We start from the raw sequence: 19,962 nt of genomic DNA, 5'->3' as shown, positions 1-19,962 counted from the left end.
CATGCAAGCAGGTTCTCTGTCAGACGCCAAAGACCGGGACAGCGCTTGTGTTCATGCCTCATGTATAACAGTGGCCGGGCGCGGGCTGTTGATTGTCGGTGCCTCGGGCGCGGGAAAATCGGCATTGGCATTGCAGATGATGACCTATGGGGCAGGGCTGGTTGCGGATGATCGGGTCGAACTGTCAAGGCGGGGCCATCAGGTCATTGCCGCCGCCGTGCCGCAGATACAGGGTTTGATCGAGGCCCGTCACATTGGTTTGATCAAAGCGGATGCATTCGGACCGGTCCCTTTGGACTATGTTATGGACCTGGATCAAAACGAGCCGCAGAGGTTGCCTGCCGAGGCGACAATCGTGCTGCTGGGGCAAACTGTTCCCTTGCTTCGCGGGGCAGGCGTGCCCAACTTGGCCGCAGCGTTGATGCAGCTTCTGAAATATGGGCGTGTACACCCGGAATGGCCGAACAAATGACAGAGCAACGGCGGATCGTGTTGGTTACAGGCCCATCAGGGGCCGGAAGATCCACAGCCATTCATGTCCTGGAAGACCTGGGCTTTGAGGCTATCGACAACTTGCCGATGGGCCTGTTGCTGCGCCTACTGGACAGTGCGGACAGCGACCGCCCTATGGCGCTGGGCATTGACGCCCGCAATCGCGATTTCTCGACAATCGGGTTTATCGAACTGGCCGAAAGCCTGGGTCGCATGGCGCGGGTGGATTTGACCGTTCTGTATCTGGATTGCAGCGACGACGTGTTGGTGCGCCGGTTTTCGGAAACCCGCAGGCGGCACCCCGTTGCCAAGAATGCCAGCCCTGAGACCGGCGTTCAGCGTGAAAAAGAGCTGCTGGCCCCCATACGCGAGATTGCAGATACCCTGATCGATACAAGCCATCTGAACGTGCATCAGCTGCGGGAAGAAGTTGAAAACTGGTTTGCGCCCCAAGGGGGGCGACATCTGGCAGTTTCTATCGAGTCGTTTTCGTACAAGCGGGGCCTTCCGCGCGGGCTGGACATGGTCTTTGATTGCCGGTTTCTGGCAAACCCGTATTGGCGCCCCGAGTTGCGGGCGGCGGACGGGCGGCACTCGGACGTTGCGCGCTTTGTTCAATCGGATATGAATTACGCACCCTTTCTTGAACGTGTTATGGATTTGCTTACTTTGTTGCTGCCGGCCTTTCGGGCCGAAGGAAAAGCACATCTGTCGGTGGCTTTTGGATGCACGGGTGGGCAACACAGATCCGTCGCAATGGCAGAAGCTGTTGCAAAGGCCCTTGCAGAGGACGGGCAGCAGGTGGCAATTAGACATCGCGAGATGGAACGTCGGTCGTTGAGTGTGAGGTCGGATTGATCGGAATAGTGATCGTTGCGCATGGCGGTTTGGCCCAGGAATACCTGGCCGCCACACAGCATGTGGTCGGACCGCAGCCCGGCCTTGTGGCCATTGCGATCGAACCCGACCACGATAGGGATGAAAAACAGGCGGAAATCTGTCGTGCGGCTGACGAAGTGGATATGGGCGACGGTGTTGTCGTTGTAACCGACCTGTTCGGTGGCAGCCCTTCAAATCTCAGCCTGCGGGCCTGTGCGCCTCAGGATCGGCGGATATTGTATGGGGCAAACCTGCCAATGCTCATTAAATTGGCCAAAAGCCGCCACTTACCCGTTGGTGATGCTGTCCGCCAGGCAATGGAAGCTGGACGGAAATACATCAATGCGCAAAATGTGACTTTGGACTAAAACCGGATTGATGAATATGACCACCCGAAGCCTGAAAATTATCAATGAAAAAGGTCTGCATGCCCGCGCCTCGGCAAAACTGGTCGAGGTTGTGGAAGGTTTCGACGCGCATGCCGAGGTGTCGAAGGACGGAATTTCTGCGTCAGGTGACAGTATTATGGGCCTTTTGATGTTGGCAGCCTCTCGCGGAACAACTATTGACGTCGAGACCTCCGGGCCGGATGCTGAAGCATTGGCAGAAGCTCTGGAAGCGCTTGTGAACGACAAGTTCGGAGAGGGGTTCTAAGCTGCCCTTGCCGGGACAGGAAGAACGGGAAGACCAGGAATTGGCGGAAACGACGCACGAGACCAAGACAAGCCCGGTGGTGGATGGGACCGCAGATCAGGGCGAGATCTACGACCGTAGAACTCTGACCTATGCAAACTCGTTCGATGACGCCTGGACTTCAACGGCCATTCGCGCCATCGAATGGTGCACGGGCAAGCTGACCATTCTGCGGATGGTCAACAAATTCGAGAAAAAGAACGAATTTTATCGTGGGCAGCGGTTCTGGGGTGGCGCGCTTGAGGTGATGGGGATCGACCTGACCACGCCGCTAGAGCAGATCGCCCGTATTCCAAAAACCGGCCCTGTGGTTGTCGTTGCCAACCACCCCCACGGAATGGTGGATGGTATGATTCTGGCCGAGTTGATCGGGCGGGTCCGCAGTGATTATCGCATTCTGACCCGCTCGGTCCTGACGGGTCTGGATGAGGCCGCGACATCTTTCATGATCCCGGTTCCATTTCCGCATGACCCCGAGGCGCAGGCCAAAATGCTGGAAATGCGTGGCAAGGCGATGGACCATCTGAAAGACGGCGGCGTCGTGGCGCTGTTCCCGTCCGGTGTCGTCATGTCCTCGGATGACTGGTTTGGCCCCGCGGTCGAGCGCGAGTGGAATGTGTTCACCGCAAAGATGATCCGCCGTTCAGGCGCGCGCGTGGTGCCTATTTTCTTTCCCGGCAGCAACTCGCGATGGTACCAGATCGCCAACAAACTGTCGCCGATCCTGCGGCAAGGCTTGTTGCTGCATGAAATCGTCCGCTCGTGCAAGAAACCGCAATCGCCAGTCATTGGCGATCCGATCTCGGATCAGGACATGGAACAGTTGGAGCGTGACCCGCGTGGTTTCATGACCTGGCTCAGAAACCATACAATGTCGCTGGGCAAGTCAGGCCAATCCTGATCCGTGTCTTCATCTGACCGACACCGTGCTTGGCAAGGGCGGTTTTGTTAACGTGTCGGAACCGGCACCTCGCCGCGATAATCATAGAAACCGCGCTGCGTCTTGCGCCCCAGCCATCCGGCCTCGACGTATTTCGTCAAAAGTGGGCAGGGGCGATACTTGGTATCAGCCAGACCATCATGCAAGACGTTCATGATGGCCAGACAGGTGTCCAGCCCGATGAAGTCCGCCAACTCCAACGGCCCCATGGGGTGATTCGCACCCAGTTTCATCGATTGGTCGATGGACTGGACGCTTCCGACACCTTCATACAGCGTATAAACGGCTTCGTTGATCATCGGCATCAGGATGCGGTTAACGATGAAAGCCGGGAAATCTTCGGCGCTGGCAGCTGTTTTGCCCAACCGGTCCACCACCGCTTTGCAGGCTTTGAAGGTTTCCTCATCCGTTGCGATACCGCGGATCAGTTCCACCAATTGCATGATCGGAACCGGGTTCATGAAGTGAAAACCCATGAAACGTTCGGGTCGGTCGGTACGGCTGGCCAGACGCGTGATGGAAATGGACGACGTATTCGACGTCAGGATCGTATGCGGCAGGAGGTGTGGCTGCAGATCTTCGAAAATGGCCTGTTTGACCGTTTCCCGCTCGGTCGCAGCTTCGATCACCAGATCGGTCTGTCCCAGCTGCGGCAATTCAAGGGTGGTTGTAATACGCTTCAGGGCCGCCTGCATCGCATCGTCAGTGATCTTGCCGCGTGATGCCTGACGCGCCATGTTGCCTTCGATCGTGGCCATTGCGCTGTTCAACGCATCCTGACTGACATCATTCAGCAAGACATCGTATTCCGCCAAAGCCAGAACATGAGCAATGCCGTTGCCCATCTGACCCGCGCCAATCACCCCGACCGATTTAACTTCCATGTTCAGCTGCCTTTGCCCTGGAGGATACCGGGACAGTATCGGCAGACCGGGGCAGGCGGCAAGGGGATCGAACCGGTCAATTTTGCTTCAAATGCGCGCATTAGGAGATTCTCAATACCTAAGGCCGCAAATTGGCATTTGGGTGAAAATGTGGGGGGCTTGGTATGAGCTTTCATCGGGTCAGCGACAGCACAGAGGCCGCGTGCCAATATGCAGGATCAAACCTTTGGTTTCGGGCACCGCCCGGAAATCTTGAGACGCCCTATGTGGCCTGTCTGGGGGGAGAAGAGACGTTTGGCCGGTTCGTGGAATATCCATACCCGGCATTGCTTGCAAAAAGATTGCCGCAGCCTTGTATCAATTTTGGCAGTCTTTTTTGCGGGGCTGAGGCACTGCTTGCTGATCCGGGGGTCTTAAATCTTGTCAAAGGATCGGACCTTTGTGTGCTGCAAGTGCTGGACGTGCCTTACCAGTCGAACAGGTTTTATCGCGTGCATCCGCGTCGGAATGATCGGTTTCTTGAACCCTCGTGCGACCTGCTGGACCTTTATCCCGAGGTCGATTTCACGGAAATCCACTTTGTCAGGCATTTGCTGGAACGGTTGCGTGTCATAAAGGACGCGCGCTTTGAGGTTGTGGCACAGGAGTTGCGAGAGACTTGGTTGCGCAACACATCCGAGCTGATACGCCGGATAAAGCCGGGGGTTGTTCTTCTCTGGCTGCATATACAGCGACAGGAAGACCGGCATCGCGACCTTGTCCTGCCCGACGCTGACATGATCGAACAGGTTCGACCGCTATGTGCCGATGTCGTGGAATGCTCGGTCAGTGTGTCCCCCTTGTCAGACGAGATCGAGGACGTGTTGTTCGGGACGCTGCAACAGCCTGTGGCCGAGCATATGCTCGGCCCCTCTGCGCATAGGGAGATTGCTTTGAAGCTTGAGGTGGCTTTGAGGGGATTGAATTGAAAAAGGCCCGCTTGGTGGCGGGCCTTTGGTGATTGTGGGGCTCAGATCCCGGGCTGTGGTCAGCCGAGTTTTTCGGTCAGTTCCGGGACTGCCTGGAACAGGTCGGCAACCAGTCCGAAGTCGGCGACCTGGAAGATCGGGGCTTCTTCGTCCTTGTTGATCGCAACGATGACCTTTGAATCCTTCATGCCCGCAAGGTGCTGGATTGCGCCCGAGATGCCGACCGCGACATAAAGATCGGGGGCAACAACCTTGCCGGTCTGACCCACCTGCCAGTCGTTCGGGGCATAGCCCGAGTCCACAGCGGCGCGCGATGCGCCAACCGCGGCACCCAGCTTGTCAGCCAGAGCTTCGATCAGCTTGAAGTCGTCTTGCGAGCCGACACCACGGCCGCCCGAGACAACAACGCCAGCCGAGGTCAGTTCCGGACGGTCGCTTGCAGCCACCTTGTCTTCGACCCACGACGACAGGCCGGGATTGTCGCCGACCGAGATGGTCTCGACCGCAGCCGAGCCACCTTCGCCCGCCGCGTCGAAGGACGCGGTGCGGATGGTGACGACCTTCTTGGCGTCGTTCGACTTCACGGTCTGGATCGCGTTGCCCGCATAGATCGGGCGCTCAAACGTCGAGCCGTCAACCACGCCCGAGGCATCCGAGATCACCATAACGTCCAGCAGGGCCGCGACGCGCGGCATCACGTTCTTGGCGTCGGTGGTCGCGGGGGCCACGATATGCTCGTACCCATCGGCCAGACCCACGATCAGCGCGGCGGTCGATTCCGCCAGGCGATGACCCAGCGACGCGTCTTCGGCAACCAGCACCTTGGACACGCCGTCGATCTTGGCGGCAGCCTCGCCGGCAGCGGCGGCCGAGCCACCTGCGGCCAGAACGGTCACGTCACCCAGCGCCCTGGCGGCGTTGACGGCCTTGGCGGTGGCGTCCAGCGCCAGTTCGCCATTGTTGACTTCGGCAAGCAGAAGTACAGCCATTACACAGCCCCCGCTTCTTTGAGTTTCGAAACCAGCTCATCCACCGAGCCAACGATGATACCAGCGGCCCGTGCCGGCGGTTCTTCGGTCTTGACGATTTCCAGGCGCGGCGTGACGTCGACGCCGTAATCGGCGGCAGTTTTCTCGTCCAGCGGCTTTTTCTTCGCCTTCATGATGTTGGGCAGCGACGCATAACGCGGCTCGTTCAGGCGCAGGTCAACGGTCACGATGGTCGGCATCTTGACGCTGATGGTCTGCAACCCGCCATCCACCTCGCGGGTGATCTTGGCGCTGTCGCCTTCGATATCCAGTTCCGAGGCAAAGGTGCCCTGCGACCAGCCCAACAGGGCCGACAGCATCTGGCCGGTGGCGTTCATGTCGTTGTCGATCGCCTGCTTGCCCGCCAGAACGATGCCGGGCTGCTCTTCCTCGACCACTTTGGCCAGGATCTTGGCAACCGCCAGCGGCTCGATATCGGTGTGCACATCATCCGTCGCAACAACCAGAATCGCGCGATCAGCCCCCATGGCCAGCGCGGTCCGCAGCGTCTCCTGCGCCTGCTTCACACCAATCGAAACGGCAACAACTTCGTCTGCCTTGCCAGCCTCTTTCAGGCGAATGGCCTCTTCAACCGCAATCTCGTCGAACGGGTTCATCGACATTTTGACATTGGCGAGATCAACACCGCTACCGTCCGCTTTCACGCGGACCTTCACATTGTAGTCAATCACGCGTTTGACAGGTACCAGTACCTTCATTGTAGCGCTTTCTCCTCAAAAAAAACGGCAAGCCGCGAAGGCGACTCCACCAATGCTCTCGTCGGACTTGATAACGTCTGCTGCACCCGCAAAACAGAGCAAAATCGTCACGTCGTCGCGTCGGGACGTCGCGTTTTGCAGTTTTTTACCTTGAGGCACGCAAGATTGTTGCCCGCATTGTGTCTATTTTCTGGGAAATATTCAGCGGTTCGCGCCAGGAACCCACAGCACGTCGTCCTTGCCATCATTGTTTGCGCAACGGGCCGCGACGAAAAACCAGTCACTTAGCCGGTTGAGGTATTTGACGGCCACATCGTTAACCGGTTCCATATTTGTCAACTCGACTGCCAATCGCTCGGCGCGACGCGATACGGTGCGGCACACGTGCAAATGCGCGGCCAGCCGCGCCCCCCCCGGCAGGATAAAGCTGCGCAGCGGTTCCAATGTTTCGTTCATGATGTCAATTTCGGCTTCCAGCCGGTCGATCTGAGCGGATACGATTCGCAGCGGTGGATAGTCCGCTTCGGCATCCTTCTCCATTTCAGGGCGGCAAAAATCTGCACCAAGATCAAACAGGTCGTTCTGAATCCGCGACAGGGCGGCATCGACTTCGCCTTCAGCCTCGGTGCGGGCCACGCCAACAAAAGAATTCAACTCGTCCACTGTTCCGTAGGCGGCAACGCGTCCCGAATACTTTGCCACACGCTCGCCATTTCCCAGTGCGGTTTTGCCATCGTCGCCGGTGCGTGTGTAGATTTTGTTCAGTACAACCATTACTGTACTCCTTGCCCGCGTAGATAGACGTATAGCACGATCAAAATAACGGCGATGAACTGAAAGAGGATACGCAGGCGCATCATCTTGTTGCTTTTCTTAGCTGCTTCCATGCCGCCTTTGCCGAAATTCGCGATGCCCAGGGCTAACACAACGACAACTGCCGCCATGGCCAGAAGCAGAATGACCATTAAAGGGTCCATTTAAAGTCACCGTCCGGTTTTTTCGATTATCCCCATCTAGCGTCAAGGTGACGAAAAGCGAACGGGAAATAACGTCTCAGATATCCGAAAGGATGCGATCCGTGGCTTTTGTTGGCAGAATCCGGCGCAGAACCCCTGCGACATATGTCGGGGTGGTTACATAGTAGCGTGGTTTGGGGCGGCGCGCCTCGACCGCATGGGCCAGCTTGTCGGTGACGGCGGAGGCGGGCAGTTCGAACCGGTCCGGTGCACTGTTTTCGTATAACCGCTTCAGCAGCGAACCTTCGTATTTTTCCCGCAGGGCCGAGTTCTCCCAGTCGATGTACTTTTCGAACACCGGGATTGCCTTTTCCCTGAGCTTCGAGGTGATCGGGCCGGGCTCGATCAAAACGACCTGAATGCCGGTATCCCGCAGCTCCAGCCGCAAGGTGTCGGTCAGTCCTTCGATGGCGTATTTGGTGGCGACATATGCGCCGCGCCAGGGGAAGGCGACAAGGCCCAGTACCGAGGAACATTGCACGATCCGGCCGTGGCCCTGCTCGCGCATGACGGGAATAACCTGTCGGGTCAGCTCGTGCCATCCAAAGACATTTGTTTCAAAGATATGGCGCAGAGCGTCTGTCGGGACGTCTTCAACCGCACCAGGCAGTCCATGCGCGCCGTTGTTGAACAGCGCGTCCAGTGTTCCGCCCGTTGCCTCAAGTACATATGACAATCCCGAGGAAATGCTGTCGGGTTCGGTATAGTCGATTCTGGGGCTTTCAAACCCTTGCGCGCGCAGGCGATCACAGTCGCGCTGCTGTCGGCAGGATGCAAACACACGCCAGCCTCGCGCACGCATTCCGTGTGCTGCGTCCAGCCCAATGCCCGACGAGCATCCCGTAATAAGAATCGATTTCTGCATGTGCCTTCCGAAGCTGAACCCCGCCAAAAGCTAGGGCGGGGTTTGCGGCAGGGCAATGACGTCCGGGCGTCAGTTTGATGTTTTCCGGACAAGTGATGCTGAAATCCACCCAACCTGTTGCGCGGGCAACACGCGCAGGCGCAGCCAGCCGGTGCCGGAATCGCTCAGGACCTCGACCCTTTGGCCAAGCGCGGCCTTGCCGATGATGGGATAGATCGTGCCGGGGCCATCGCGCAGATTGACCCGGGTGCCCGAAATCTCGCGGATGTCGGTCTGGGCCTCGGCAGGCGTGGGCAGTTCGACTGTGGGCAACTCGGCGTCGGTGACCACCTGCTCCAGTGCGGTCACACCCTGTTCCAGTGATGCCAGAGTCAGGGTCACGCTTTCGTCTTGAAACGGCGAGGGATTGGCTTTCAGGCCAGCCGCGACCTGCGAGAGGAGGGCCTTTGTTTCGGTCTCACCCAACTGGGTTACCGCCTCGGCAACAGGTGGAACCACCAGTGCGGGTTTGACGGCGGCACGGGTGACCAAATCTTCGACAGGTGCAGGTTCAACGACCGGGGCAACCGGTTCTGCCACGACAGCCACGCGTTCCGGTTTGGCAGGGCGCACGCCGCGCGGTTCAAAATCAGGGCCACCGCTCATCACATAAAAGGTCCAGCCGAGCGCGGCAAAGGTAACAAGTATCAGGCGCGTCATGGCGCATCCCCCAAAGCAATCGTAACATCAACAAATGGCAGCAAATCAATTGATGAGATCTTAGCATATTTTGGGTGACGAGTCGAAAAATGGGGGAAAACAACACGGTGTCTCCCCCTGTTGCAAAAAGCACGACTTTTCCCCAGCAATTTATGTGCTGCTCGCTTTACCAGGGCGCACTTGCGTCGTATCACATCATATATGAACGATACGATCGATGACCCCAACATGGAGGCCCCTGCAGGTGGGGGCGAGGTGGCGGAACCGCTGCGCCGCGCGATTGGTGAGCGGTATCTGACCTATGCGCTGTCCACTATCATGCACCGGGCGCTGCCCGATGCGCGGGACGGGTTGAAGCCGGTTCACCGCCGAATCCTCTATGCGATGAGAGAGTTGCGACTCAGTGCAACCGGAGGTTTCCGGAAGTCTGCCAAGATCTCCGGCGACGTGATGGGCAACTATCACCCGCATGGCGATGCTGCAATTTACGATGCGATGGCGCGCCTGGCGCAGGATTTCAACGTCCGCTATCCGCTGGTCGACGGGCAGGGCAATTTCGGCAATATCGACGGCGATAACCCGGCGGCTTCGCGATACACCGAGGCGCGGATGACCATCGTGGCCGAGGCGCTGCTGGAAGGGTTGAACGAAGACGCCGTTGATTTCCGCGACAATTACGACGGCACCCTGACCGAACCGGTCGTGCTGCCTGCACAGTTCCCGAACCTGCTGGCCAATGGCGCAAGTGGTATCGCGGTGGGGATGGCGACGAATATACCGCCGCACAACATCTCGGAACTCTGCGATGCATGTCTGCATCTGATCAAGACGCCGGAGGCGCGCGATGACACGTTGCTGAACTATGTGCCCGGCCCAGATTTCCCGACCGGAGGCGTGATTGTCGAGCCGCCCGAGAATATCGCGCAAGCCTATCGCACCGGGCGCGGTTCGTTCCGTTTGCGCTGCAAGTACGAGGTCGAGGACTTGGGGCGCGGACAGTGGCAGATCATCGTCACCGAGATTCCTTATCAGGTTCAAAAGTCCAAGCTGATCGAGAAGATCGCCGAGCTGATCCAGACCAAGAAAATCCCGATCCTTGCCGATGTGCGCGACGAATCCGCCGATGACATCCGTCTGATCCTCGAGCCGCGCTCCAAGAATGTGGACCCTGAGGTGCTGATGGGCATGCTTTATCGCAACTCGGACCTTGAGGTGCGGTTCAGCCTGAACATGAACGTGCTGATCGACGGGGTGACGCCCAAGGTCTGCTCGATGAAGGAAGTGCTGCGCGCGTTTCTAGATCACCGACAAGAGGTGCTGCTGCGCCGCTCGCGCCACCGCATGGCCAAGATCGACCACCGGCTGGAAGTGTTGGAGGGCTTTATCGTTGCCTTCCTGAACCTCGACCGTGTGATAGACATCATCCGCTACGACGAAGACCCCAAAGCCGCGCTGATGCGCGAGGATTGGGGGATCGCCCACATCCGCGCCACCAGCGAGGCCGACTATGTCTCACCCAAACCGGGCGAGGGCGAGTTGTCCGAGGTTCAGGTTGACGCGATCCTCAACATGCGCCTGCGCAGCCTACGCCGTCTGGAAGAGATGGAGCTGGTTCGCGAACGCGATGAGTTGATGCTGGAACGTGCCAACCTCGAAGACTTGTTGGCCGACGAAGGCCTGCAATGGGCCAAGATTTCCGAGCAGTTGAAAGAGACGAAAAAGACCTTCGGCAAAGATTACGAAGGCGGCGCGCGCCGCACGCGGTTCGCCGAAGCGGGTGAGGTCGAAGAAGTGCCGCTTGAGGCGATGATCGACCGCGAACCGATCACGGTCGTCTGCTCTCAGATGGGTTGGATTCGCGCCATGACCGGTCATATCGACCTGACCCGTGAATTGAAGTTCAAGGATGGCGATGGGCCGCGCTTTATCTTCCATGCGGAAACGACCGATCGGTTGCTGGTCTTCGCTTCGAACGGGCGGTTCTATACAGTCAGCGCGGCCAACCTGCCCGGCGGGCGGGGCATGGGCGAACCCCTGCGCCTCATGGTCGATTTGCCGAACGAGGCACGGATCATCGATATCCTGATCCACAAACCGGGGCGCAAGCTGCTGGTGGCCTCGGATGCGGGCAACGGGTTCATGGTGCCCGAAGATGACGTGCTGGCCCAGACGCGAAACGGCAAGCAGGTGCTGAACGTCAAGGACGACGAAACAGCAGTGATCTGCAAACCGGTCGAGGGCGACCACGTTGCAATCGTGTCCCAGAACGGCAAGTTCCTTGTCTTCCCGACAGAAGAATTGCCCGAAATGACTCGCGGCAAGGGCGTGCGCCTGCAAAAATACAATATGGCACGCGGGCGGCAGGGGACGCTTGAGCTGGACGGCGGTCTGTCTGACATCACCACCTTCAACTGGGAGGAGGGCCTGAAATGGTCCATGGGAGGCGACAAGACCCGGCATGAGGCAGATATGTCCCAATGGCTGTCCAAGCGCGCCAGCGTAGGTAAAAAAGCGCCTTACGGCTTCCCGCGGGACTATAAGTTTTCGTGATCCGACCCCGGTTGCGGTAGAAATCCACCGATACGGCTTGGCACAACCCGTATCGGTGCGCTACACCCAATAAAAACAGGCCTATCGAGACAGAGAGACATGTTGCGCATTCTGACCCTAATCACCGGATTGGCCCTGATGGCCGCTTGCACGCAGACGCAGGTTTATGAGCCGCCTGAATCGCTGGGTGAATTCAAGCTGCGGGTCAACTACGCGTTCGCTGACAAGGCCGTGCAAGGGCCAGTATCCCGCGATGCAACACCCGACGAATGGACGAAGGCCATCCAGAATGCAGTCGATATTCGTCTGGGCCGTTATGAAGGTACGCAGGAATATGACATCGGAATCAGCCTGGAAGGCTACATGCTGGCGCCCCCGGGAATCCCGATCATCTACAATCCCAAAAGCACTGCGATTGTGCTGGTCAACGTTTATGACGTGAAGAAAGAAAAGTTTCTGGCAAAGGGAAAGCAGTTCCAGGTGCTGGAAGACACGACCGGAGGCAGTGCGCTGAAAGGGTCGGGGCACGAGCGTACCAAAAACGAACAGATGGCCGGTCTGTCACTGAAAGTAGCCGACCGGGTCGAAGAGTGGCTGGCTGAAGAACATGAAGAGAATGGCTGGTTCGAAAAACGGCCAGACCTGATCCAGCCCCTCGATTCCACCGAGGTTACGCAAAATCCGGCGGGATAACCGCATTTCCCTCAGGATGTGCTTGATTTTCCCCTTTGAACCAAATATCTCGCGCGCGCAGATAGTAACCCGGGACCAAGGGTCCCCCAAATCGCAAAAGGGCGCCTGAGGAATGGCAAAGGAAAAGTTTGAGCGTACAAAACCGCACGTCAACATCGGCACGATTGGGCATGTTGACCATGGTAAGACGACGCTGACCGCAGCGATCACCAAGTATTTTGGTGACTTCAAGGCGTATGACCAGATTGACGGCGCGCCGGAAGAGAAAGCCCGCGGCATCACCATCTCGACCGCGCATGTGGAATACGAGACCGACGCGCGCCACTATGCGCATGTCGACTGCCCCGGCCACGCCGACTACGTCAAGAACATGATCACCGGTGCTGCTCAGATGGACGGCGCGATCCTGGTTGTGAACGCCGCGGACGGCCCGATGCCGCAGACCCGCGAGCACATCCTGCTGGGCCGCCAGGTTGGCATCCCGAAGATGGTCGTGTTCATGAACAAGGTTGACCAGGTTGACGACGAAGAGCTGCTGGAACTGGTGGAAATGGAAATCCGCGAGCTGCTGTCTTCGTATGAATACCCCGGCGACGATATTCCGATCATCGCAGGTTCGGCTCTGGCCGCGATGGAAGGCCGTGACCCTGAAATCGGCGAGAACAAAATCCGCGAGCTGATGGCGGCTGTTGACGAATATATCGACACGCCCGAGCGTGCTGTTGACCAGCCGTTCCTGATGCCGATCGAAGACGTGTTCTCGATCTCGGGCCGTGGTACCGTTGTGACCGGCCGTATCGAGCGTGGCGTGATCAACGTTGGCGACGAGATCGAAATCGTCGGCATCCGCGACACCTCGAAAACCACCTGCACCGGCGTTGAAATGTTCCGCAAGCTGCTGGACCGCGGTGAAGCGGGCGACAACATCGGCGCCCTGCTGCGTGGTGTGGATCGTGACGGCGTTGAGCGTGGCCAGGTTCTGTGTAAGCCGGGTTCGGTGACACCGCACACCAAGTTCGAAGCCGAAGCCTATATCCTGACCAAGGAAGAAGGCGGCCGTCACACCCGTTCTTCGCGAACTACCGTCCGCAGTTCTACTTCCGTACGACTGACGTGACCGGCACCGTGACCCTGGCGGAAGGCACCGAGATGGTCATGCCCGGCGACAACGTGTCGTTCGGCGTTGAACTGATCGCACCGATCGCGATGGAGCAGGGCCTGCGCTTCGCCATCCGCGAAGGCGGCCGCACCGTCGGCGCCGGCGTCGTGTCGAAGATTACTGAATAAGGTCGAGTTTTCTTTAGAAAACTCTGGCCGGTGGGCGGCAGTTGCTCTGAAAGAGCAATGAGAGCCCACTCCATTGAACTAAAGAAGGCCGTTCCACAAGGGGGCGGCCTTTTTTGTAAGGCTTTGTATCGAAGGCCGTCGACCTACCCGTAGGCCGGGCTTCAGCCCGGCACGTCTATGACCCAAATGAAGGCCATACCAAGTACGTCAAGGCGGGGCGCATCCCGCCTGATGAAATCAAAGAAGTCCAGCTTTGCGTATAAAGCAAACTACGCTGTCGAGTGTGGACGGCTCAGCCCAACCCGCCTTCAGCTGCGGCCCGTACGGCCCGAATGTTCTCACCGTAAACCTCGGGCCGATCAACTGATCCGCCTTTGAACACGGCAGACCCGGCGACCAACACATCAGCCCCCGCTGCGGCAACAAGGGGCGCTGTCTGGGGATCAACACCGCCGTCGATCTCGATATGCACCGGGCGGTCACCGATCATCTGGCGCAATTTGCGGATCTTGCTGGTCATGTCGATGAACTTCTGGCCACCAAAGCCGGGGTTCACGGTCATGACGCAGACCAGATCGGTGAGGTCCAGCAGGTGTTCGACCGCCTCAGCCGGGGTGCCCGGGTTCAAGGCGACGCCTGCCTTCATGCCTGCGGCGCGGATTGCTTGCAGCGTGCGGTGGGTGTGGGCCCCCGCCTCGACATGCGCGGTCAGAATGTCAGCGCCTGCATCAGCGTAGGCCTGAATGTATGGATCGACCGGCGTGATCATCAGGTGCACGTCCATGACCGTCTTTACATGCGGGCGGAAGGCTTTGACGGCTGGCGGGCCAAAGGTCAGGTTCGGGACGAAATGGCCGTCCATTACGTCAACATGGACCCAATCCGCGCCCTGCGCTTCGATGGCCTGAATTTCCTGCCCGAAATTGGCAAAGTCGGCGGACAGAATGGACGGCGCGATCTTGATGGTGCGGTCAAAGCTCATATTGGCCTCGTGTCAGCTGAAGAGTCGCGGATGCGTATACCCGTGAGGCGGAGCGATGGATACCCCCCGCGCGCCGGGGCGTTACAAAACTTTCACTACGCTGACACATATCCTTTGAACGGCATCTGTAGCAGTCCGCCAACACGAATTGGGGGTGGCACGTGCTGCGTATCAAGAAACTGACCAAACGCTTTGGTGACAATGTTGCCGTGAATGCCGCGACGCTGGATGTGGACAGGCCGTGTATGATCGGGGTCATCGGACGGTCGGGCGCGGGTAAGTCCACCCTGCTGCGGATGATTAACCGCCTGACGGATGCCAGCGAAGGCGAAATCCAATTTGAGGGCCGGGACATCACCCAACTGAAAGGCCGTGACAAACGCGCCTGGCAGGCTGATTGCGCGATGATCTTCCAACAGTTCAACCTGGTGCCGCGCATGGATGTGGTTTCGAACGTGCTGCATGGCACGCTCAACCGTCATTCGACGCTGGCCGCTATGTTCAACCTGTTCCCGATGGATGAAATTCACCGTGCCATCGACATTCTGGACCGGTTGGGAATTGCGGAACACGCTCCGAAACGGGCCGAGGCCTTGTCGGGCGGCCAGCAACAGCGCGTGGCGATTGCGCGGGCGCTGATGCAGGACCCGAGGATTATTCTGGCGGATGAACCAATTGCCTCGCTGGACCCGATGAATGCACAGGTGGTGATGCAGGCGCTGCGCCGCATCCACGAAGAAGATGGCCGCACTGTCATCGCCAACCTGCACACGCTGGACACAGCACGTCGCTATTGCGACCGCGTGGTTGGGATGCGCGACGGGCGCATCGTGTTCGATGGGCTGCCCGAGCAACTGACCACAGGCGTCGCCCGCGAGATCTATGGCGCCGATGCCAGCTTCTCGGAAGAAGCGACATCAACGGAAATCGAAACGCTCGACGCCACGCGAAAGGCGCTGATGGAAGCAGAAGCAACCATCTGAGCCATCCCAACCCCTTTCATCGCCCGGCCCGGTGAGAGGCCGGGGTTATCAAACTGGAGAGAGACAGATGAAAAAACTGATTGCTGCCTTGGTCGCATCCACAACACTGGCTGCACCGGTCATGGCCGAAGAAATCAGCGAATTCCGCATCGGCATTCTGGGTGGCGAGAACGCTCAGGACCGGATGAGCAAAAACGAGTGTCTGCGCGAATACACCGAAGAACTGTTGGGCGTTCCGACCAAACTGTTTGCCCCTGCCGACTATAACGGAGTGATTCAGGGGCTGCTGGGCGGCACGATTGATGTCGCCTGGCTGGGTGCGTCGGGCTATGCCAAAACCTATCTGAGCGACCCCGACGCGGTTGAGCCGGTACTGGTCAAGGTGAACACCGATGGCGGCTACGGCTATTACTCGGTTGGGTTTGCACACAAGGACAGCGGCATCACCTCACTTGAGGACATGAAGGGCAAGGTTTTCGGCTTTGGCGACCCGAATTCGACCTCGGGTTATCTGATCCCGTCGATTGAGATTCCCCAGGCCACCGGAGCAACCATGGAGTCGGGTGACTATTTTGCTGAGGTGAAATTCACCGGCGGTCACGAGCAGACCATCGTTGCGGTGAACAACGGTGACGTAGATGGCGGTGTGACCTGGGCCGATGGTCTCGGCGAGTGGGAAGACGGCTATCAGTCGGGCGCACTGCGCCGCGCTGTGGATGCTGGTCTGGTCGACATGAACGATCTGGTCCAGATCTGGAAATCGGCACCGATCCCGGAAGGTCCGGTTGTACTGCGCAAGGCTCTGCCCGAGGATGTCAAAGCTCAGGTTACCGAATTGTGGAACACGCTGGATGAAAAAGACCGCGAATGTTTCTACGGCGTGGCCGCGGGTGAGGCCAAGAGCTTTGATCCTATCACGCATGAGGCCTACGAGGTCATCATCGAAGCGCGCAAGCTGAAGTCCAACTAAGACTGCATATCCATTGATCGGGGTCTGGTGATGTACCGGACCCCGTTTTCCCTTCAGGAGCATTCCATGACAGACCTTACCGCAGGGTCCTTATCCGTCGATCAGATCCGCAACGACTATACAGCGATGACACGGCGCAAGCGGGTCTATGGTGGTATCCTCCTGATCCTGTTCCTGTCGTTGATGGCGGCAGGGTTTCGCACAGCCGACAACCGGAATGCCGGCAGCTTTGTCGATGGCTGGCACCGTATCCTTGATTACCCCACAGAGGTTCTGTCCGAAGCGGGGGAAAAGATTGCCGAAATGCCAGCCAATCTGCTCTCGTTCTTCCCAGCCCTGGTCGAGACAATCAACATCGCGGCGGCGGCGACGCTTGTCGGCACAATTGTCGGAACGTTTTTCGCCCTGATGTCGACACGCGGCATGGCGCTGTGGCCGTCATTGATCCCGCTGTTTCGCCGAATATCAGACATCTGCCGCGCCATTCCCGAGATCGTAATTGCGTTGGTTCTGATCTTCATTCTGGGCGGTGGCCCGGTTCCCGCCATGATCGCCATCGCTATTCACACTGCTGGCGCATTGGGCAAGCTGTTTTCCGAGGTGAACGAGAACGCCTCGCTGAAACCGGTGGATGGGCTGCATTCCGTGGGTGCCAACTGGTCACAGCGGATGTATCTGGGGGTGATTCCGCAGGTCGGGCCGAACTATGTCAGCTACGCGCTGCTGCGGTTCGAGATCAACATCCGTGCCTCGGCCATTCTTGGATTTGTTGGGGCAGGCGGTCTGGGTTACGAGCTTCGCAATGCCATGTCCTGGGGGCAGGGGCGTTATGACGAAGCCGCGGCCATCTTCATCCTTCTGTTCGTGACAATCGTGGTCGTCGACCAGCTGTCTGGCTACCTGCGCGACCGTCTGACCCATGGCTCGGAAAAAGGAGCTTTGGCATGAGCACCTTCGCAACCAATCTGACTGTCGATGACCTCAAAGCCGAAGCAGATCGCTTGTTCAACCGCAAGAGGCTGATGAACTTCGGGTTGCCTGCTCTGGTTTTCGTCTATCTGATCTATGTCTTTTTTGTTTTTGACGTGTCGGGCCTTGTGGGGCGCGCAAACTGGGCAAATGGCAAGACGCTGGTGGCTGACAGCTATAGCTACAAAACGCATATCGCGCGGGATAATCGCACCGGTGAAGTTTCAGCCGCCATCGAGGGTGAGCGCAAGGGGGCATATCCTGAAGGGCAGGCCCCGGAGTGGGTGGCGCTGGGCGAGACAACTGTGATCGACCTTGAAAAGGGCCATGTCGTGCGTTTCGGTTCGCAGACGGTGGAATATGACATTCCCGGCTATGGCACCATTCGCGCAACACCTACGCGTTCGGCCGGTGTACAGGCGGAGTTGCCGGAGGGCGAGGTTCCGGAGTGGATCAACGTCTCCAAGAACCGGCTGTCTGTGACAACGGACGCAGGTCGTTTGACTGTCACCCGCAACCGGTCCGAGGTGTTCCGCTATTTCACAGGGTGGGAATTGTTCTGGTTCACGCTGGACAGCCCTTATTTCGGCAAGTCCTTCCCGGAACTGGCCAGACGCGCGGCGTCGGGCGAGGCGGGCGCGATCTTTAATGATTTCTGGACCAACAAGATGTGGCGCCATCAGGATGTGGCCTGGGCCATCTTCGAGACGATGCTGATGGCATTTCTGGGCACGTTTGGCGCGGCGATTGTGGCCCTTCCATTGGCCTTCCTTGCGACGCGCAATTTCAACCGGATGACATCCATCCGCTTTGCGACACGGCGTGTATTCGATTTTGTGCGCGGCGTAGACGCGTTGATCTGGACTGTGGTTCTGGCCCGCGCCTTTGGTCCCGGCCCGTTGACCGGTGCGCTTGCCATTCTGGTGACGGACACCGGGACATTCGGCAAGATATTCTCGGAAGCGTTGGAAAACGTGGATCAGAAGCAGATCGAAGGTGTGCAGTCCACGGGTGCGAACGCCCCGCAACGGTATCGGTTTGGCGTTATCCCTCAGGTTACGCCCGTTTTGCTGAGCCAGCTTTTGTATTTCCTCGAATCCAACACCCGCAGTGCGACGGTGATCGGTGCAATCACGGGCGGCGGCATTGGGTTACTGCTGACGCAGGCAATCATCACGCAGAAAGACTGGGAAGAGGTCGCCTATTACATCATCCTGATCATTCTGATGGTGATGCTGATGGATTGGTTTTCGGGCTGGCTGCGCCGTCGTCTGATCGAGGGTAAGGCGGGTAAAAAGCGCTGGCCGCGCACGCCCGACCCCAAACCGCTCCTGTTGCCCTGAACCGGGTTTGGAGTGACAAGAAAACAGCTCGGTTCAGTGCGGCGCAATCGTTTGAAGAAGCGTCACAGAGCTTATTCCATTACCGTTCATCCCATATTCAGAATAATGCTGACCCGAAAGGCAGCTGAATCGATTTTCGCACCATGCCCAACGGGATGCGACCCCCGGCAGAAGGTCGAAGTCGGGCGGGAAAGGATGTGGATTACTCTTCGTTCAGCGTCAGCGTGACACGCTCACCAGCAAATACGGTTCGGCCATATTCGACGGGTCTGCCGTCCGGGTCCGCGTTGATGCCGACCGAAAACAACACGGGGGCACCTTCGGACAGTTGCAGGTGAAGGGCTTGCGTTGCTGTCGCACCGCGCGCGGTCAATCGGGTCGAGATGCGGGTGTAGTCCGTGATACCGCTGCGTTGCAGGGCTTTTGTTACAGACTGGGTCTCGGTCAGCGCCTGTAACAGGTTTGGAAAGCGTTCTGCCGGGAAGACGCTTTGAAAAACGGCTATGGGCTGCCCATCCGCCAGTGATAACCCGTCATAGACATGCACCGGGTCCCCTTTGCTCAGACCCAGTGCTTCGGCCTCGGCTTCATCTGCCGCGCGTGTGGTCAGGGCCAGGATTTTCTTTCCCGGTATCTTGCCGCTGGCCGAGACGTTCTTGTGATATCGAACCCTTTTGCCAATCGGATAGTCGGTTGGCCGCGCCGCCACAAAAACGCCCGCACCGCGCCGGGCATGAACCAGACCTTGTTCCGACATGTCAGCCAACGCGCGCCGCACTGTGTGGCGGTTGACACCGTATTTAGCGGCCAGCTGCGCTTCGGTCGGCAGGCGGTCACTGGTTTGATACCGCCCTTCGGCAATGTCCGAGGTCAGGCGCAGGGCAATGCTTTTCCAGATCGGCGTTTTGCTCATGTCACCAAATCTTCACACAGTTGGAGATTGCGTGTAGCGCACACGCAGGTTAATATTTGTCTAGTTGTATAGTTTAAATAGACAACCCG

The 19,962-nt window shown here is 58.3% G+C and carries 21 protein-coding genes and 1 pseudogene; 13 read left to right on the top strand and 9 right to left on the bottom strand.

Going from position 1 to position 19,962, the window contains the following annotated elements:
- Nucleotide 1: 1 nt before the first annotated feature.
- Genes ACR3FC_RS05935 through ACR3FC_RS05915 form a run of 5 tightly spaced genes read left to right on the top strand, consistent with a single transcriptional unit; the run spans nucleotide 2 to nucleotide 2,965 of the window.
- Nucleotides 2-472 (top strand): HPr kinase/phosphorylase, encoded by a 471-nt coding sequence (locus ACR3FC_RS05935; RefSeq protein WP_480473855.1) that lies wholly within the window; start codon nucleotides 2-4, stop codon nucleotides 470-472.
- The gene (gene rapZ / locus ACR3FC_RS05930; protein ID WP_480473854.1) at nucleotides 469-1,350 is read left to right on the top strand and encodes an RNase adapter RapZ; all 882 of its coding nucleotides are present in this window, start codon (nucleotides 469-471) and stop codon (nucleotides 1,348-1,350) included. Before ACR3FC_RS05935 ends, rapZ begins: the two co-directional genes overlap by 4 nt.
- Complete coding sequence (locus tag ACR3FC_RS05925) at nucleotides 1,347-1,739, top strand: PTS sugar transporter subunit IIA (RefSeq protein WP_209506320.1); 393 nt, start codon at nucleotides 1,347-1,349, stop codon at nucleotides 1,737-1,739. The genes rapZ and ACR3FC_RS05925 overlap by 4 nt, the downstream gene beginning before the upstream one ends.
- Before the next feature lie 16 nt (nucleotides 1,740-1,755).
- On the top strand, nucleotides 1,756-2,025 hold the full coding sequence (locus ACR3FC_RS05920) for an HPr family phosphocarrier protein (protein ID WP_209506323.1): 270 nt from the start codon (nucleotides 1,756-1,758) through the stop codon (nucleotides 2,023-2,025).
- 40 nt (nucleotides 2,026-2,065) lie between these two features.
- Entirely contained in the window at nucleotides 2,066-2,965 is a 900-nt protein-coding gene (locus ACR3FC_RS05915; RefSeq protein ID WP_480473853.1) for a lysophospholipid acyltransferase family protein, read from the top strand.
- Between the two features lie 47 nt (nucleotides 2,966-3,012).
- Here the strand turns inward: ACR3FC_RS05915 and ACR3FC_RS05910 are convergent, their stop codons facing one another.
- Complete coding sequence (locus ACR3FC_RS05910; RefSeq protein ID WP_209506328.1) at nucleotides 3,013-3,888, bottom strand: 3-hydroxybutyryl-CoA dehydrogenase; 876 nt, start codon at nucleotides 3,886-3,888, stop codon at nucleotides 3,013-3,015.
- 164 nt (nucleotides 3,889-4,052) lie between these two features.
- Here ACR3FC_RS05910 and ACR3FC_RS05905 point away from each other — a divergent pair, with 164 nt between their 5' ends.
- Entirely contained in the window at nucleotides 4,053-4,856 is an 804-nt protein-coding gene (locus ACR3FC_RS05905; protein ID WP_480473852.1) for a DUF6473 family protein, read from the top strand.
- A gap of 59 nt (nucleotides 4,857-4,915) precedes the next feature.
- Here the strand turns inward: ACR3FC_RS05905 and ACR3FC_RS05900 are convergent, their stop codons facing one another.
- The 6 genes from ACR3FC_RS05900 to ACR3FC_RS05875 all read right to left on the bottom strand — a co-directional run bounded on the left by ACR3FC_RS05900 (nucleotide 4,916) and on the right by ACR3FC_RS05875 (nucleotide 9,183).
- Nucleotides 4,916-5,845 carry an electron transfer flavoprotein subunit alpha/FixB family protein gene (locus ACR3FC_RS05900; protein WP_267364206.1) on the bottom strand — a complete coding sequence of 310 codons (930 nt, stop codon included), beginning with the start codon at nucleotides 5,843-5,845 and terminating at the stop codon, nucleotides 4,916-4,918.
- Nucleotides 5,845-6,603 carry an electron transfer flavoprotein subunit beta/FixA family protein gene (locus tag ACR3FC_RS05895; RefSeq protein WP_267364208.1) on the bottom strand — a complete coding sequence of 253 codons (759 nt, stop codon included), beginning with the start codon at nucleotides 6,601-6,603 and terminating at the stop codon, nucleotides 5,845-5,847. Before ACR3FC_RS05895 ends, ACR3FC_RS05900 begins: the two co-directional genes overlap by 1 nt.
- Before the next feature lie 201 nt (nucleotides 6,604-6,804).
- On the bottom strand, nucleotides 6,805-7,377 hold the full coding sequence (locus tag ACR3FC_RS05890) for a cob(I)yrinic acid a,c-diamide adenosyltransferase (protein WP_480473851.1): 573 nt from the start codon (nucleotides 7,375-7,377) through the stop codon (nucleotides 6,805-6,807).
- The gene (locus ACR3FC_RS05885; RefSeq protein ID WP_480473850.1) at nucleotides 7,377-7,580 is read right to left on the bottom strand and encodes a twin transmembrane helix small protein; all 204 of its coding nucleotides are present in this window, start codon (nucleotides 7,578-7,580) and stop codon (nucleotides 7,377-7,379) included. Before ACR3FC_RS05885 ends, ACR3FC_RS05890 begins: the two co-directional genes overlap by 1 nt.
- A gap of 76 nt (nucleotides 7,581-7,656) precedes the next feature.
- Nucleotides 7,657-8,484 carry an SDR family NAD(P)-dependent oxidoreductase gene (locus tag ACR3FC_RS05880; protein WP_480473849.1) on the bottom strand — a complete coding sequence of 276 codons (828 nt, stop codon included), beginning with the start codon at nucleotides 8,482-8,484 and terminating at the stop codon, nucleotides 7,657-7,659.
- A gap of 69 nt (nucleotides 8,485-8,553) precedes the next feature.
- Nucleotides 8,554-9,183 carry an SH3 domain-containing protein gene (locus ACR3FC_RS05875; protein ID WP_480473848.1) on the bottom strand — a complete coding sequence of 210 codons (630 nt, stop codon included), beginning with the start codon at nucleotides 9,181-9,183 and terminating at the stop codon, nucleotides 8,554-8,556.
- A gap of 201 nt (nucleotides 9,184-9,384) precedes the next feature.
- Between ACR3FC_RS05875 and ACR3FC_RS05870 the strand changes: the two genes are divergently transcribed.
- The 3 genes and pseudogenes from ACR3FC_RS05870 (at nucleotide 9,385) to tuf (ending at nucleotide 13,713) form a co-directional block, all read left to right on the top strand.
- A complete protein-coding gene (locus ACR3FC_RS05870; protein WP_480473847.1) occupies nucleotides 9,385-11,733 on the top strand; it encodes a DNA topoisomerase IV subunit A in 2,349 nt (782 codons plus the stop codon).
- A gap of 99 nt (nucleotides 11,734-11,832) precedes the next feature.
- Nucleotides 11,833-12,426 carry a hypothetical protein gene (locus ACR3FC_RS05865; RefSeq protein WP_480473846.1) on the top strand — a complete coding sequence of 198 codons (594 nt, stop codon included), beginning with the start codon at nucleotides 11,833-11,835 and terminating at the stop codon, nucleotides 12,424-12,426.
- Nucleotides 12,427-12,538: 112 nt separating this feature from the next.
- Nucleotides 12,539-13,713, top strand: a pseudogene (tuf, locus tag ACR3FC_RS05860) (elongation factor Tu).
- Nucleotides 13,714-14,005: 292 nt separating this feature from the next.
- Here tuf and rpe read toward each other — a convergent pair.
- Nucleotides 14,006-14,695, bottom strand: coding sequence for a ribulose-phosphate 3-epimerase (rpe, locus tag ACR3FC_RS05855; RefSeq protein ID WP_267365711.1), 690 nt, complete (start codon nucleotides 14,693-14,695; stop codon nucleotides 14,006-14,008).
- Between the two features lie 161 nt (nucleotides 14,696-14,856).
- Here rpe and phnC point away from each other — a divergent pair, with 161 nt between their 5' ends.
- The 4 genes from phnC (at nucleotide 14,857) to phnE (ACR3FC_RS05835) (ending at nucleotide 18,960) form a co-directional block, all read left to right on the top strand.
- Complete coding sequence (gene phnC / locus ACR3FC_RS05850) at nucleotides 14,857-15,678, top strand: phosphonate ABC transporter ATP-binding protein (RefSeq protein WP_480473845.1); 822 nt, start codon at nucleotides 14,857-14,859, stop codon at nucleotides 15,676-15,678.
- Nucleotides 15,679-15,745: 67 nt separating this feature from the next.
- Nucleotides 15,746-16,648: a phosphonate ABC transporter substrate-binding protein gene (gene phnD, locus ACR3FC_RS05845; protein ID WP_480473844.1), complete on the top strand. Its 903-nt coding sequence runs from the start codon at nucleotides 15,746-15,748 to the stop codon at nucleotides 16,646-16,648.
- 66 nt (nucleotides 16,649-16,714) lie between these two features.
- Nucleotides 16,715-17,596, top strand: a complete 882-nt coding sequence (phnE, locus tag ACR3FC_RS05840) for a phosphonate ABC transporter, permease protein PhnE (RefSeq protein ID WP_480473843.1) — start codon at nucleotides 16,715-16,717, stop codon at nucleotides 17,594-17,596.
- A complete protein-coding gene (gene phnE / locus ACR3FC_RS05835; RefSeq protein ID WP_480473842.1) occupies nucleotides 17,593-18,960 on the top strand; it encodes a phosphonate ABC transporter, permease protein PhnE in 1,368 nt (455 codons plus the stop codon). The genes phnE (ACR3FC_RS05840) and phnE (ACR3FC_RS05835) overlap by 4 nt, the downstream gene beginning before the upstream one ends.
- 202 nt (nucleotides 18,961-19,162) lie before the next feature.
- On the opposite strand, the gene phnF is transcribed toward phnE (ACR3FC_RS05835), so the two are convergent.
- Nucleotides 19,163-19,873, bottom strand: coding sequence for a phosphonate metabolism transcriptional regulator PhnF (gene phnF / locus ACR3FC_RS05830; protein ID WP_480473841.1), 711 nt, complete (start codon nucleotides 19,871-19,873; stop codon nucleotides 19,163-19,165).
- Nucleotides 19,874-19,962 lie beyond the last annotated feature (89 nt).

This window comes from Ruegeria sp. AF3 (assembly GCF_056536285.1).
The sequence above is the reverse complement of the archived record's forward strand: the minus strand, read 5'-3'. Positions and strand labels throughout refer to the sequence as shown.